This window comes from Aquamicrobium lusatiense (assembly GCF_014201615.1).
Lineage (GTDB): Bacteria > Pseudomonadota > Alphaproteobacteria > Rhizobiales > Rhizobiaceae > Mesorhizobium > Mesorhizobium lusatiense.
In genome coordinates this window covers 277,475-292,901 of the sequence record NZ_JACHEU010000003.1, presented here as the reverse complement: position 1 = coordinate 292,901, position 15,427 = coordinate 277,475, and the positions used below count along the sequence as shown (strand labels likewise).

At 65.1% G+C, this 15,427-nt stretch carries 12 protein-coding genes; 11 read left to right on the top strand and 1 reads right to left on the bottom strand.

Annotated elements, in window-relative coordinates; translation table 11 throughout:
* Nucleotides 1–40 precede the first annotated feature (40 nt).
* A complete protein-coding gene (fghA, locus tag HNR59_RS16945; RefSeq protein ID WP_183832259.1) occupies nucleotides 41–874 on the bottom strand; it encodes an S-formylglutathione hydrolase in 834 nt (277 codons plus the stop codon).
* A gap of 473 nt (nucleotides 875–1,347) precedes the next feature.
* Between fghA and ahpC the strand changes: the two genes are divergently transcribed.
* The 11 genes from ahpC (at nucleotide 1,348) to HNR59_RS16890 (ending at nucleotide 15,320) form a co-directional block, all read left to right on the top strand.
* Nucleotides 1,348–1,911 carry an alkyl hydroperoxide reductase subunit C gene (ahpC, locus tag HNR59_RS16940; protein WP_239801606.1) on the top strand — a complete coding sequence of 188 codons (564 nt, stop codon included), beginning with the start codon at nucleotides 1,348–1,350 and terminating at the stop codon, nucleotides 1,909–1,911.
* 120 nt (nucleotides 1,912–2,031) lie between these two features.
* Nucleotides 2,032–3,600: an alkyl hydroperoxide reductase subunit F gene (gene ahpF, locus HNR59_RS16935; RefSeq protein ID WP_183832210.1), complete on the top strand. Its 1,569-nt coding sequence runs from the start codon at nucleotides 2,032–2,034 to the stop codon at nucleotides 3,598–3,600.
* Nucleotides 3,601–3,628: 28 nt separating this feature from the next.
* Entirely contained in the window at nucleotides 3,629–4,546 is a 918-nt protein-coding gene (locus HNR59_RS16930) for a LysR substrate-binding domain-containing protein (RefSeq protein ID WP_183832209.1), read from the top strand.
* Nucleotides 4,547–4,674: 128 nt separating this feature from the next.
* On the top strand, nucleotides 4,675–5,529 hold the full coding sequence (locus HNR59_RS16925; RefSeq protein WP_183832208.1) for a branched-chain amino acid aminotransferase: 855 nt from the start codon (nucleotides 4,675–4,677) through the stop codon (nucleotides 5,527–5,529).
* Nucleotides 5,530–5,664: 135 nt separating this feature from the next.
* The gene (locus HNR59_RS16920; protein WP_183832207.1) at nucleotides 5,665–7,074 is read left to right on the top strand and encodes a sigma-54-dependent transcriptional regulator; all 1,410 of its coding nucleotides are present in this window, start codon (nucleotides 5,665–5,667) and stop codon (nucleotides 7,072–7,074) included.
* Nucleotides 7,075–7,150: 76 nt separating this feature from the next.
* Nucleotides 7,151–9,151, top strand: coding sequence for a sensor histidine kinase (locus tag HNR59_RS16915; protein WP_183832206.1), 2,001 nt, complete (start codon nucleotides 7,151–7,153; stop codon nucleotides 9,149–9,151).
* A 225-nt stretch (nucleotides 9,152–9,376) separates the two neighbouring features.
* The gene (locus HNR59_RS16910) at nucleotides 9,377–10,345 is read left to right on the top strand and encodes a helix-turn-helix domain-containing protein (protein ID WP_183832205.1); all 969 of its coding nucleotides are present in this window, start codon (nucleotides 9,377–9,379) and stop codon (nucleotides 10,343–10,345) included.
* A 212-nt stretch (nucleotides 10,346–10,557) separates the two neighbouring features.
* A complete protein-coding gene (gene adh / locus HNR59_RS16905) occupies nucleotides 10,558–12,075 on the top strand; it encodes an aldehyde dehydrogenase (protein ID WP_183832204.1) in 1,518 nt (505 codons plus the stop codon).
* 173 nt (nucleotides 12,076–12,248) lie between these two features.
* Nucleotides 12,249–12,626 carry a DUF779 domain-containing protein gene (locus HNR59_RS16900; RefSeq protein WP_183832203.1) on the top strand — a complete coding sequence of 126 codons (378 nt, stop codon included), beginning with the start codon at nucleotides 12,249–12,251 and terminating at the stop codon, nucleotides 12,624–12,626.
* Between the two features lie 282 nt (nucleotides 12,627–12,908).
* A complete protein-coding gene (locus HNR59_RS16895; protein ID WP_343060849.1) occupies nucleotides 12,909–14,366 on the top strand; it encodes a phospholipase D-like domain-containing protein in 1,458 nt (485 codons plus the stop codon).
* A 105-nt stretch (nucleotides 14,367–14,471) separates the two neighbouring features.
* A complete protein-coding gene (locus HNR59_RS16890; protein ID WP_183832201.1) occupies nucleotides 14,472–15,320 on the top strand; it encodes an endonuclease/exonuclease/phosphatase family protein in 849 nt (282 codons plus the stop codon).
* The last annotated feature ends 107 nt before the right edge of the window (nucleotides 15,321–15,427 follow it).

The following is a 15,427-nucleotide window of genomic DNA, read 5'->3' as shown; positions in this document are numbered from 1 at the left end:
CGACTTGCCTGTCTCCGGGTCCTGTCTCCGGGGCTGAAACTCAGCGAAGCCGGTCGGCGTGCCAGCGCAGATGATCGTCCATGAAGGTGGAGATGAAATTGTAGGAATGGTCGTAGCCGTCCTGCATGCGCAGCGTCAGCTCCATTCCGGCATCCCGGCAGGCCTTTTCCAGAAGCTGCGGGCGCAGGCCTTCCTCAAGGAAGGAGTCGGCCGTGCCCTGATCGACCAGCAATTCGGGGAACCGGCGGCCGTCGGCGATCAGCAGCGTGGCGTCGTAAGTGCGCCATGCGGCCTCGTCGGCGCCAAGATACTTCTCCAGCGCCGGCCGTGACCAGCCCGCCGTCGAGGGCTGCGCGATCGGGGCGAAAGCGGTGCAACTGCGATAGCGGCCGGGATTTTTCAGCGCGATGGTGATCGCGCCATGCCCGCCCATCGAATGGCCGAAAATGCCCTGCCTTTCCATGTCTGCGGGGAAATTGGCGGCGATCAGCGCCGGCAGCTCTTCCGTGATATAGGAATACATGCGGTAGTTCTTCGCGTAGGGCGCTTCGGTGGCGTCCAGATAGAAGCCGGCGCCCGAGCCGAACTGCCAGTTGTCCTTTTCGTCCGGAACGCTCTCGCCGCGCGGGCTGGTGTCGGGGCACACCACGATCAGCCCAAGCTCCGCGGCAAGCCGGCGGTACTCGCCCTTGTCCATCACATTGGCATGGGTGCAGGTCAGCCCCGACAGATACCACAGGACCGGAACCGGCCCCTTTGCGGCCTGCGGCGGCACGAACACGGCAAAGGTCATGTCGCAGGCGCACACCTCGGAAGCGTGCGAATAGACCCCCTGAACGCCGCCGTGCGACTTCGAGGTGGAAACAGTCTTCATCATGGCCGGAACTCCTCCGCGTTGACGGCCATGGCGCGGCGCGAACCCGTGCGTTCGCCTGTCGCGCCATCAGGCTTTGGGGTGATGGGCTTGCGCGGCAACTGACCCTACCGGCCCGCAAAGGTCAAGCCGCCGGGGGCAGCGAAGAAGGAAAGAAATTTTCCGGCAGACAATCTCGCAACTGCGAGAATTCCGATTCTTGCGGGCTCGTGTCATGTCCGACCTGCAAACCCACGCCGGGGCCTGCCATTCTGTTGAAAACACGAGCCAGAATGTCGCGGCATGGCAGCTATGCAAAATCGCAAGCCTCTGAAATTCGTGCAAAATCCGACCGATTCCATGGCTTTTCAATGGATTGCGGCGGCTTTCCCCTTTCCGATAGACGAAATCTATCAATCTTGCGGGATCAATCGATTTTACGTGCTGCGGTGCAACATCTATACCGGTTCCGAACCGTTCCAAAGGAGTGCACAGTGGCTATCATCAATTCGAAGATCAAACCCTTCATGGCGCAGGCCTACCGTCAGGGTAAGTTCATTTCCGTCAGCGAAGAGGATGTGCTGGGCAAGTGGGCGGTCTTCTTCTTCTACCCCGCCGATTTCACCTTCGTGTGCCCGACCGAGCTTGGCGACGTGGCCGACCACTATGACGAGCTGCAGAAGATGGGCGTCGAGGTCTACTCGGTGTCGACCGACACCCACTTCACGCACAAGGCATGGCACGATTCTTCCGACACCATCGGCAAGATCAACTACACCATGATCGGCGACCCGAGCGGCGTCGTGACCAACAATTTCGGCGTGATGCGTGAAGGCCAGGGCCTCGCCGACCGCGCCACCTTCATCGTCGATCCCGATGGCGTGATCCAGGCCATGGAAATCACCGCCGAGGGCATTGGCCGCGATGCGTCCGACCTCGTGCGCAAGATCAAGGCCGCCCAGTATGTGCGCGCCCATCCGGGCGAGGTCTGCCCCGCCAAGTGGCAGGAAGGCGAGGCGACTCTCGCTCCTTCGCTCGACCTCGTCGGCAAGATCTGACCGCTTCGCGATGATGAAAAGCCGGGCTGCCCGTCTCATGAAGCGGCCCGGCGATCATACAGGGAAGGCCGGCCCGCTACCCCGGCCCCAAATTCCTCCCAAGTTCCAAGGAGTGCAGCCATGCTCGACGCAAACCTGAAAACCCAGCTCAAGGGCTATCTCGAACGTCTGGTGCGCCCGGTCGAAATCGTCGCCTATGCGGGTGAGGATGCGAAGTCGCGCGACCTGCTGCAGCTTCTGGAACAGATCCGCGAGCAGTCGGACAGGATCACCGTGCGGCGCGGCGACGTGGCCGGCCAGCGCGTGCCCTCCTTCGCACTCACCACGCCGGGCGAAGACATTCACCTCACCTTCGCCGGCATTCCGCTCGGCCATGAATTCACCTCGCTGGTGCTGGCGCTGTTGCAGGTCGGCGGCTATCCGCCCAAGGTCGAGCAGGCGCTGATCGACCAGATCCGCGCGCTGAAGGGCAATTTCCGCTTCGAGACCTATTTCTCGCTGTCGTGCCAGAACTGCCCCGACGTGGTGCAGGCGCTCAACCTCATGGCCGTTCTCAATCCGGGCATCGAGCATGTCGCCATCGATGGCGCGCTGTTCCAGTCGGAAGTGTCCGAGCGGCAGGTGATGTCGGTTCCGACCGTGTTCCTCAATGGCGAGACCTTCGGCGCGGGCCGCATGGGCGCCGAGGAGATCCTGGCGAAGATCGACACCGGGGCGGCCGACCGCGCCGTCGAGACCATCAACGCGCAGGAACCCTTCGAGGTCCTGATCGTCGGCGGCGGCCCGGCGGGTGCGGCGGCAGCCGTCTATGCCGCGCGCAAGGGCATCCGCACCGGCGTGGTGGCCGAGCGCTTCGGCGGGCAGGTGCTGGACACCATGTCGATCGAGAACCTCATTTCCGTGCCCCACACCGAAGGGCCGAAGCTTGCCCGCGCGCTGGAAACCCATGTGCGCGAATATGATGCCGAGATCATCAACGGCCAGCAGGCGACCAAGCTGGAGCAGGTGGCGGACGGCTTCAGGGTCACGCTGGCCTCGGGCGCTTCGCTGACCGGCGCTTCGGTGGTGCTGTCCACCGGCGCGCGCTGGCGGCGCATGGGGGTTCCGGGCGAGCAGGATTACGTCAACAAGGGCGTGGCTTTCTGCCCGCATTGCGACGGTCCGCTGTTCAAGGGCAAGCGCGTGGCGGTGATCGGCGGCGGCAACTCCGGCGTCGAGGCCGCGATCGACCTTGCCGGTCTGGTCGGCCATGTCACGCTGGTCGAGTTCGACAAGATGCTGCGCGCCGACGAGGTGTTGCAGCGCAAGCTCAAAAGCCTGCCCAACGTCACCATCATCACCTCCGCCCGCACGACGGAAGTGAAGGGCGACGGCAAGCGCGTCACCGCCATTGCCTACGAGGACCGCACCAGTGGCGAAATCCGCGACATCGCGCTGGAAGGCGTGTTCGTGCAGATCGGCCTCGTGCCCAACACCGAATGGCTGAAGGGCACGCTCGCGCTCGACGCGCGCGGCGAGATCGTCGTCGACAGGCACGGCCAGACCTCGATCCCCGGCGTGTTCGCTGCCGGCGACTGCACGACCGCGCCCTACAAGCAGATCGTCATCGCCATGGGCGAGGGGGCGCGGGCATCGCTCGCCGCCTTCGACTACCTGATCCGCCTGCCGGCCGAAGAACAGGCTGCCTGAGGGCTTACGACTCGGGGTCCGACATGCGATGAACCTGCGCGAGCTGGAATATCTCGTTGCGCTGGCCGACCAGCGCAACTTCCACCGCGCCGCCGCAGCCTGCGGCGTCAGCCAGCCGACGCTGTCGGCGCAAATCCGCAAGCTGGAGCAGGAACTGGGCGTGGCGCTGTTCGAGCGCGCGCCACGCCGGCTGATCCTCACGCAGGCCGGCGAAGCCGCCGTGCGCCGCGCCCGCACCGTGCTCGACGAGGTGGCGCAGTTGCGCGACGAGGCGGCGCGCCATTCCGCGGGCGCCACGCGGCGCCTGCATCTGGGCGTATTTCCCACACTCGGGCCTTATCTTCTGCCGCATGTGGTGCCGCGCTTCATGCGCGCCTTTCCCGCCACCGAAATCCTGCTGACCGAGGAAAAGAGCAGCATTCTGCTGCGCCGCCTGATCGACGGCCAGATCGACGCGGTGCTGCTGGCGATGCCGGTCGAGGATGCGCATGTGACCGGGCGCAAGCTGTTCAGCGAACCGTTCAGGCTGGCCGTTCCGGCCTCCCATGCCCTTGCAGGGCGCAGCCCCGCGCCCGTCGATGCACTTGCCAGCCAGAACCTGATGCTGCTGGAAGAGGGCCATTGCCTGCGCGACCAGGCGCTGAGCCTGTGCCGCCGCTACGGCGCGCGCGAATATGACGATTTCCGCGGCACCAGCCTCGAAACCCTGCGCCAGATGGTGATCGCCGGCATGGGCGTGACGCTGCTGCCGCAGCTTGCCTGCACCGGCCATGCCACGTCGAAGGACATGGCGCTGCTGCCTCTGGAATCGGGCGACTTCCGGCGCGACATCGGCCTGTTCTGGCGCAAGACCAGCGGCGCCACCGACCTGATGGAACAGCTGGCGGCCACCATCACCACGGTCGCCGGCCAGCTGATCGGTCAGGGCGGCGCAGAAGCCGCATGATGATGCCGACAGCCCTCCTGACGATCCGGTTGCCCGCATATGTCTGTCGAAAAAGCGACATTTGCATTGGACGCAGCCGGCCGGCTGCGGATAGATTTCGCAAAATTTTCTAAGAACCGGGGTTTCCGATGGCGCAGGTTTCCAACCAATGGACGTGGTACAATAATAAATGGCACGAAGGGGATGTGCGCATTCTCGGTGCCGGCTCGCACGCGACATGGCTGGGCTCGCTGGTGTTCGATGGCGCGCGCCGCTTCGAAGGCGTCATGCCCGACCTCGACCTGCACTCCGAACGGGTCAACACCTCCGCCCGGGCGCTCGGCCTCCAGCCGACGCTCAGCGCCGAACGGATCATGGAGCTGGTGCATGAGGGGCTGAAGCATTTTGCCGCCGATGCCGCCATCTACATCCGCCCGATGTATTGGGCCGAAGAGGGCGACGCAAGCGTGGTGGCGCTCGACCCCGCTTCCACCACCTTCGCGCTCTGTCTGGAAGAGCGGCCGATGGTCGAGCCCGGCGGCTTCACCATCACAACCACCACCTTCCGCCGCCCGACGATGGAAACCATGCCGGTGAACGCCAAGGCGGCCTGCCTCTATCCCAACAACGCCCGCATGCTGGCGCAGGCCCGCGCCGCCGGCTTCGGCAATGCGCTGGTGTGCGACACGCTGGGCAATGTGGCGGAGCTTGCCACCTCCAACGTGTTCATGGCCCGCGGCGGCGAGGTGTTCACCCCGGTTCCGAACGGAACTTTCCTCGACGGCATCACCCGCCAGCGCGTCATCCGCCTGCTGCGCGATGCCGGCGTCACGGTCCATGAAAAGACGCTGAGCGTTGACGACTTCCGCAAGGCCGACGAGATCTTCTCCAGCGGCAACATCACCAAGGTGATGCCGGTTCTGGGCTTCGACGATCGCAAGCTGGAATACGGGCCCTTCGCCCGCAAGGCGCGCCAGCTCTACTGGGACTGGGCGCACGCCTGACGGGCCGCGCCGCACAGGACAGCGCGGCAACCGGGCCGCGCTTCCCTGAAGCGCTATTCCAAATCCGAACAGGGGCTGTCTTTTCGTTGCCGAACCGCTAGGTTGGAATCGGACATTCACAGCGGCATTGGGAGGATGACAGTGCCCGCACATTCCGTGCACCGGCTAAGCGAACCCGATGGCGATCCCGAATTCGGTCCCTGGCTTGCACAGGCGTCGATACTGGTCGTGGACGACGAACCCGGCATGCGCAATTTCCTTGTGCGCACGCTGGGTCCGCGCTGCAAGCGGCTGGAAGAGGCGGCCGATACGCAGGAAGCCACCCGCAAACTCGACAAGCACCATTTCGACATCGTCATCCTCGACAACATCATGCCCGGCAAGAGCGGCGTCGAATGGCTGGCCGAGCAGCGCGCCATCGGCTTCTTCGCCGACACCATCCTGATGACGGCCTTCGCCGATCTCGAAACCGCCATTCAGGCGCTGCGGGCTGGTGCCGCCGATTTCGTGCTGAAACCGTTCCGCTCCAACCAGATCCTGAACGCCGTGGCGCGCTGCCTCGACCGGGTGCGGCTGCAGCGCGAAAATCAGGTGCTGCGCTACCAGTTGCGCGCCGCCGCCGACCAGATGCTGCTGCGCGACCGGCTGATCGGCGAGTCCGAAGCGATCATGCGGGTGCGCGAGACGATCACGCGCGTCGCCCCGCTGCCGACATCGGTGCTTTTGACCGGCGCTTCCGGCACCGGCAAGGAGGTCGCCGCCCGCTCGCTGCACTCGCTGTCGGACCGGGCCGACAAGCCCTTCGTGCCGGTCAATTGCGCCGCCATTCCGCCCGACATGATCGAAAGCGAACTGTTCGGCCACCTGAAAGGCGCCTTCACCGGCGCGGAGCGGGCGCGCGAGGGCATCTTCATGCATGCGCAGGAGGGCACGCTGTTTCTCGACGAGATCGGCGACCTGCCGCTGCCCATGCAGAGCAAGCTGCTGCGCGTGCTGGAGGACCGGCGCGTGCGGCCTGTCGGCTCGGAGCGCGAGGTGCCGGTCGATCTGCGCTTCGTCTTCGCCACCAATGCCGACCTTGAGCGGCTGGTGCAGCAGGGGCAGTTCCGGGCCGACCTCTATTTCCGCATCAACGTCATGCAGATCCACATGCCGCCGCTGAACGATCGCGGCAACGATGTGTACGATCTGGCCGAACTGTTCATGCAGAAGCTGTCGCGCCAGCTCGGCATGCCGCCGGTGCCGGTGGATGCCGCCGCCCGCGCAGCACTCGGCCGCTACGACTGGCCGGGCAATGTGCGCGAGTTGCACAATCTGATTGAGCGCACGCTGATCCTCGGCCGGTTCCCGGTCGAGCATCTTGTGAACACGCGCCAGACGCCCGTCGACGCAGCCGACGCCGCAGCCGACAGCCTGGCGGATATGGAGCGCCGGCATATTCTCGGCATGCTGCGCGAAACCGGCGGCAATCGCGACGAGGCGGCGCGCAGGCTCGGCGTTTCGCGCAAGACCATCGACCGCAAATGCGCGGCGTGGAATGTCTGACACGCAAGGGCCTTCACCGGACCAGAGCAAGCCGGACCAGAACGGGCCGAACCGAAGAGGGCCGCAACCCGGCCGCATGAGTGCAGCGCGCTCGGTTCGCGTCCGCCTTCTGGCCATCGCGCTTCTGCCGACGCTGGTGCTTTTGCCGCTGCTTCTGGGCGTCACCATCCTGCGCTGGAATTCCAAGTTCGATGCCGCGCTGATCTCGAAGGTCAATGGCGATCTCACCATCGCGCATCAGTATCTGGAGCGGCTGCTGGAAAACACCGGCGAGCGCATGGCAGCCCTCAGCGGATCGGCGCGCTACCGGGACGCCGTTGAACCGCAGGCCCGGACGCCCGCCGTGCTGCGCGATCTGCTGGAAGAGCAGCGGCAGGCGCTGGGCTTCGACTTCCTTTATCTCGTCGACGAGCAGGGCAGGATCGCAGCGACCGCCCGCGACATGGCCTCAGGTGTGCCCCGCGCCGACTGGCCGATCATTCAGGGCGCGCTGGAAGGGCGGCCTTCCACCGCCATCGACATCTTTGAAAGTGCCGATCTGGCCGTGTTCTCGCCGGCACTTGTGGAACGGGCGCGCGTGGAGCTGGTGCCGACGCCCAATGCCGTGCCGACCGACCGCGACGAGGAAACGCGCGGCATGGTGATCCATTCCGCCGGCCCGGCCCGGCTTGCCGACGGGCGGCAGGGCGCGCTGGTGGGCGGATTGCTGCTCAACCAGAATCTGGAATTCATCGACACGATCAACGATCTCGTCTACCGCGAAGCCAGCCTGCCCGAAGGCAGTCAGGGCACGGCCACGCTGTTCGTGGACGATGTGCGGGTGAGCACCAATGTGCGCCTGTTCGAGGGGCGGCGCGCGCTCGGCACCCGCGTTTCGGCCATCGTGCGCGCGGCGGTGCTGGACAAGGGCCGCACCTGGCTCGACAGCGCCTTCGTCGTCAACGACTGGTACATTTCCGCCTATGAGCCGGTGACCGACAGCTACGGCAACCGCGTCGGCATGCTCTATGTCGGTTTTCTGGAAGCGCCCTTCACGCAGGCCAAGCACGAGACGCTGATCACCATCCTTCTGGCCTTCCTTGCCATCACCGCCGTCAGCGTTCCGGTTTTCCTGCGCTGGGCGGGCTCCGTGTTCCTGCCGCTGGAGCGCATGACCGGCACCATTGCGCGGGTGGAAAGCGGCGACCTCGGCGCGCGCACCGGCGTTCGCCAGGCGCGCGACGAGATCGGCCGCGTCGCCATCCACCTCGACAATCTGCTCGACCAGTTACAGGCGCGCGACGCCAAGCTGCGCGCCTGGAACGATGAGCTCAACATCCGCGTGGAGGAGCGCACGCGTGAACTGGAACTCGCCAACCGCCAGCTTGAGGCCACAACGCGCCAGCTCATCATGTCGGAGAAGCTGGCCGCCATCGGCGAGATCACCGCCGGCGTGGCGCATGAAATCAACAATCCCATCGCCGTCATGCAGGGCAATCTGGAAGTCATCCGCGCGGTGATGGGCGACAAGGCGCGCGAGGCCGGCACAGAGTTCAGGCTGCTGGACGAGCAGATCCACCGCATCAGCCAGATCGTCACCCGCCTGCTTCAGTTCGCCAAGCCGGAGGAATATGCCGGCTATGTGGAGCGCCATGCGCCCGACGACGTGATCACCGATTGCCTGCCGCTGGTGCAGCACCTTCTCAACCGCAGCCGCGTTTCCGTCGAACGCCGGCAGCAGGCGCAGCGCATGGTGCTGATGAACCGCACCGAGCTGCAGCAGGTGCTCGTCAATCTCATCGTCAACGCGCTCCACGCCATGCCTGACGGCGGCAGGCTGACGCTGGCGACCCGGGACACTGAAATGGAGGGGCGCAGCGGCCTCACCATCACCGTGGCCGACACCGGCATCGGCATGTCGGCGGAAACGCTGCGCAAGGCCTTCGATCCCTTCTTCACCACCAAGCGCCGCGAAGGCACCGGCCTTGGCCTGTCGATCACCCGGAAGCTGATCGACCGTCAGGGCGGCAAGATCATGGTCGAAAGCGAACCCGGCAAAGGCACCGCGTTCATGATCTGGCTGCCCGAGGCGGACTGACTTCAATTCTGCGTGTGCGCCCGGCATGCTCCCTTGGTCGGATTTGCAAGTAACCGGACCGGAGGCTACACTCGAAGGAAGGGCCTGTGACGGCCCCTGAGGCAATGCCGGGCAGGGTGGAGGATGCCCGGACAGGAACAGGCCTCGGAACAATGCGCTGATGCGTAACTCCTGAAGCAACGCACGGCGTTTTGTGAGGCAAAGGAAGCCGCCCGGGAGGAGCCGATGGGTGCATCCGTAGTTGCGCAGCATGCCAGCAGAATTCACGCTGCCATCGAATCCGACGCCGCCGCGAAATCGGCGCTGGTCGCTTCATGGCGGCGCTCGTCGGCGCTGCACAAGCTCGACCCGGCTGAGCGCAGGGCGCCGCTCCGGGTTACCGATCATGAGCTCAATCACGCCCGCCAGCGTGTCGAGCGTTTGCTGCGCGCCTCGCAGGCGAGCCTCGACCGGCTTTATCTGGCGGTGGGCGGCATCGGCTGCTGCGTGCTGCTGGCCGACCGCGACGGCGTGCCCATCGAGCGGCGCGGCGCTGCCGCCGACGACGAGACGTTCGAGCACTGGGGGCTGTGGACGGGCACCGTCTGGAGCGAGGAGAGCGAAGGCACCAACGGCATCGGAACTTGCCTCGTGGAAGGGCGTGCGCTGACCATCCACCGCGACCAGCATTTCTATTCAAAGAACACGCTTTTGTCGTGCACCACCGCGCCGATCTACGACCACGAAGGCAATCTCGCCGCCGCGCTCGACGTTTCGTCCTGCCGGGCGGACCTGACCGAGAGCTTCATTCACCTGATCGCCATGGCGCTTGGCGATGCGGTGCGCCGCATCGAGGCGGAAAACTTCCGGCTCGCCTATCCGGACGCGCGCATCGTGATGGCGCCGACGCCCGATCAGGCGCCGGGCGCGTTTCTGGCTGTCGACCGGGACGATCTGGTGGTGGGTGCGACCCGCTCGGCCCGCATCGCCCTCGGCCTGACCCCGGAAGTGCTGGCCCGTCCGCTGCCCGCAGCCGATCTGCTCGGCGGCGACACCAGCTTCTCGGAGGACCTGCGGCAGGCGGAGCGCATGGTGCTGGAACGCGCGCTGATCCGCTCCAACGGCAATGTGACGGCGGCGGCGCGCGCGCTTGGCATGTCACGCGCCACGCTGCACCGCAAGCTCGGCAGGTTCGGCCTGCGCGGTGCGAACTGACAGGCGGTTTTCCGCCGCCGGCATTTTGGTCGGCCGATTTTTGGACGGCCCATTTTTTGGACAGCCACGGCATTTTTCCACGGACAAGTGTCGCAAGGCTGAGACAGTTGGCCTGAAGCATCTGCCATCGAAGGGCTGACACGGAGCACAGGTAAGGAAACACTTCACTTCGACGCGCCGCATGAGGCGGTGCTGTTTTCTGGGAGGAAGACATGAACAAAGTGGAATTCCATCGAACCGCCAAATCGCCTTACGCTAAGAGCTACGGCAATTTCATCGGCGGCAAATACGTACCTTCCAAATCCGGCAAGACCTTCGAGAACACCTCGCCGGTGAACGGACAGGTTCTGTGCGAGATCGCCCGCTCGGAAGCGGCCGATGTCGAGGCGGCACTGGACGCAGCCCATGCCGCCCGCGAAAAATGGGGCCAGACCAGTGCCGCCGAGCGCGCCCTTCTGCTCAACCGCATCGCCGACAGGATGGAGGAAAACCTCGCCACGCTGGCGCTTGCGGAAACATGGGACAACGGCAAGCCGATCCGCGAAACGACGGCCGCCGACATTCCGCTGGCCATCGATCATTTCCGCTATTTCGCCGGCGCGGTGCGCGCGCAGGAAGGCGGGATTTCCGAAATCGACCACGACACGGTGGCCTACCACTTCCATGAACCGCTCGGCGTGGTCGGGCAGATCATTCCGTGGAACTTCCCCATCCTGATGGCGGTGTGGAAGCTTGCCCCCGCACTCGCCGCCGGCAACTGCGTGGTGCTGAAGCCGGCCGAGCAGACCCCGGCCTCGATCCACATCCTGCTCGGGCTGATCGCGGACATCCTGCCGCCCGGCGTGCTCAACGTGGTCAACGGCTTCGGCCTGGAGGCCGGCAAGCCGCTCGCCTCCAACCCGCGCATCGCCAAGATCGCCTTCACCGGCGAGACGACGACGGGCCGGCTGATCATGCAATATGCCAGCCAGAACCTCATTCCGGTGACGCTGGAACTCGGCGGCAAGTCGCCCAACATCTTCTTCTCCGACGTGGCGGCCGAGGATGACGACTTCCTTGACAAGGCGATCGAGGGCTTCGTCATGTTCGCGCTCAATCAGGGCGAGGTCTGCACCTGCCCGAGCCGGGCGCTGATCCATGAGAAGATCTACGACCGCTTCATGGAAAAGGCGATCAAACGCGTCGAAGCCATCGTGCAGGGCGACCCGCTCGATCCCGCCACCATGATCGGCGCGCAGGCATCTTCCGAGCAGCTTGAGAAGATCCTTTCCTATCTGGATATCGGAAAGCAGGAAGGGGCGCAGGTGCTGACCGGCGGCGAGCGCAACGAACTGCCGGGCGATCTCGCCGGCGGCTACTACGTCAAGCCGACGGTCTTCAAGGGCACCAACAAGATGCGCGTCTTCCAGGAGGAGATCTTCGGGCCGGTCGTGTCCGTAACCACCTTCAGGGATGATGAGGAAGCGCTGTCTATCGCCAACGACACGCTCTACGGTCTGGGTGCGGGCGTGTGGACCCGCGACGGAAACCGCGCCTACCGCTTCGGCCGCGCCATTCAGGCCGGACGCGTGTGGACCAACTGCTACCACGCCTATCCGGCCCATGCGGCCTTCGGCGGCTACAAGCAGTCGGGCATCGGCCGCGAGAACCACAAGATGATGCTCGATCACTATCAGCAGACCAAGAACATGCTGGTCAGCTACAGCCCGAAGAAGCTCGGCTTCTTCTGATACGCACTCAAGCACGTCGCCCGAAAGTGGGAACCGGTTTCGGGATAACGACATGCTTACATACAACAGCTTAAAGCGTAAGGAGCGAATCTGAAAGATCGCGACACGCTTTAAGCCATGGCGGTGCGGCCCCTGCGGCCGCGCCGCCGCTCACGCGACGGCAGGAGGTTCTGATGTCCGACAAAGCTTCTTCGCGAGACACGACTTCCCTCGGAAAAGTCTCGGCCACGCCGGAGGCGATCAGGCTGCTGGACGAGATCATCGCCGATCACGGCCCGGTTCTGTTCCACCAGTCCGGCGGCTGCTGCGACGGCTCCTCGCCCATGTGCTATCCGCGCGGCGACTTCATCGTCGGCGACCGCGACGTGCTTCTGGGCACGATCGGCGACACGCCCGTCTATATCAGCGAATCCCAATATGAGGCGTGGAAGCACACCGACCTCACCATCGATGTGGTGGCAGGGCGCGGTGGCATGTTCTCGCTCGACAATGGCCGCGAAAAGCGCTTCCTCACCCGCTCCAATGTCTGCGCCGTCGCTCCCGATCCCTGAGCCGGCGATCTGACCGGCGCGTATCCGGCATCCCGGCGCGTGATCCCTGCCGCGGCTTCTTTCCGGCCCCGGCGATCCACGTCATCGCCGGCATAAGGCCGATGCTCGCCCGCGCGTGAAACCCCGCCGGCACCGGGGGAACGGGTGGTGCGGGCGATGGACTTCGCAACGGCATCGCTTCATACTCGCTCCATTCATCAAGCGCCCGGACTCAGGACACGGGGGTCAGATTTCGGCCACCGACCGTCCCCCGGCCTGCGGATTTTTTGGAGCGTTGCGCGCGTGTGGACTGTGTTGCAGGAATACTGGCCGCATATACTGGCGGTCATTTCCTTCGTGATTGCCGCCATCGCCGGCATTCATGCCGCCATGACCAAGGAGGAAGTGCGCTCGGCCATCGGCTGGGTGGGCGTGATCATGCTGTCGCCCATCGTCGGCGCGCTGATCTATGCCGTGGCGGGCGTCAACCGCATGCGCCGCGATAACATCGCCGCCGAGCGCTCTGCCGCCGGCCACGGCAAATCCTCGCATCCGGGCGCTGACGTTACCGACGAGCTGGTGGCGCAGCGCTTCGGGGGGCGGTTCGCGGCCCTCAAGCGGGTCGGCGACAGGCTCACCCATCATCACATGGTCTGCGGCAATTCCATCGGGATGCTGAAGAGCGGCGATCAGGCCTACGGGGCGATGATCGAAGCGATAGCGGGCGCGCAACGCAGCATTCTTCTGGAAACCTATATTTTCGACCGCGATGCGATCGGCCTGCGCTTTGCCGATGCGCTGATTGCGGCGGTGAAACGCGGCGTCACCGTGCGGGTGCTGATCGACGCGGTCGGCGCGCGCTATTCGGTGCCCAGCATCGTCGGCTATCTGCGCGAAGGCGGGGTGCAGGCGCGCGTCTTCAACGGGCGTATCATCGTCGGCCTGCGGCTGCCCTATGCCAATCTGCGCACCCACCGCAAGATCCTCGTGGTCGACGGGGCCGTCGCCTTCGCCGGCGGCATGAACATCCGGCAGGGCTTCACGTCCGAATTCGCCGGCGACGCCAGCGCCCGCGACACCCATTTCCGCATCCGGGGCGCCGTCGTGGCCGACATATTCGCAATTGCCGCCGAGGACTGGCTGTTTGCCACCGACGAAAGGCTGGAGGGCGAGGCATGGGAAATCCAGCCCGCCGAGGTGGAGCCCGGTGCGCCGCTTCTGATGCGGGCGCTTCCCTCCGGCCCCGACGCCAGCCTCGAAAGCAACCACAAGATGCTGATGGGCGCGTTTTCGGTGGCCAACAGCACCATCCGCATCATGTCGCCCTATTTCCTGCCGGACCGGGAACTGATCAGCGCGCTGAACACCGCCGCCCGCCGGGGCGTGACCATCGACATCGTGGTGCCGGCCGCCAACAATCTGCTGCTCGTCGACCGGGCGATGACGGCCCAGTTCGATCAGGTCCTGAAAGGCCATTGCCGGGTGTGGCGCGACGAAGGCCCGTTCGATCATTCCAAGCTGCTGGTGATCGACGGCACCTGGGCTTTCGTCGGCTCCTCCAACATCGATCCGCGTTCGCTGAGGCTGAATTTCGAGATCGATCTGGAAGTCCTCGACCGGGATTTCGCCGGCCAGATCGACGCCCGCATTGCGGCCATCGTGGCCCATGCCCGCCCGGTGAAACTTGCCGAACTGCGCGCCCGCCCGTTCGCCCGCCGGCTGGTGGACCGCATTCTGTGGCTGGGTTCGCCTTATCTTTGACAGGAAGGTGCTTAGCCTTACGCAGGCATTGCATGGGCTTGTGCGCTTGCCTACCTTAAGGAACCGAATCCCGATTCATGCGCAGTCAGGGGAGACGAAGACATCATGCAGAAGCTTGGGGCTGGCCTTCCCGCCAGCATACTGGAGCGGCTTCGCGTGCGGCGCGACCATGCGGGCGAAGTCCCCGCAGTCGAACATGGCGGCCGGCACGGCATGGTGGTGGCGTCCTACAACGTTCACAAATGCGTGGGCACGGACGGCAGGTTCGACCCCGAGCGTATCGGCCGGGTGATCCATGAAATCGGCGCCGATGTCATCGCCCTTCAGGAGGTGGACAAGCGCTTCGGCGACCGGCAGGGTCTTCTCGACCTTGCGAGGCTCGAACGCGAGGCCGGTCTGACGCCGGTGCCCGTCTTCGGACGGGCGAAATCGCATGGCTGGCACGGCAATGTGGTACTGTTCCGGCGCGGCGCGGTGCGCGACGTGCACCAGTTCACGCTGCCCGGACTGGAGCCGCGCGGCGCCATCATGACCGAGATCGATCTGGAAGCCGGCGGCAGTCTGCGCGTGGTTGCCGCTCATTTCGGCCTTCTGCGCCATTCGCGCACGCTTCAGGCCCGCATGATCCTCGACATCATGAACGCCCGCGATGCCACGCCGACCGTGCTCATGGGCGATCTCAACGAATGGCGTCTCAATGACCGATCGGCGTTGTCGATGTTCGAGGCGGCCTTCGGACCGATGCCGCGCGCGGTGCCGAGCTTTCCCTCGCGCCTGCCGCTGCTGGCGCTCGACCGCATCATCGCCAACCGCACCGACATCGTCTCGCCGGTGATCGTGCACGACACGCCGCTGGCGCGGATCGCTTCCGACCACCTGCCGATCAAGGCGTTTGTCAGGCTGGACGGCGAGGATACCGGCGATGGCGCGCAGGAGGGCCGCGCCGCCGCATAAGCGGCAACGAAAGTTGCCGGCCTGGGTGCATGCACTTTTACGCAAGCACCAGAATAATCGCGCTTACATCGCGAAGCATGCTGCACTATGATCCGTCTTCGCCATTT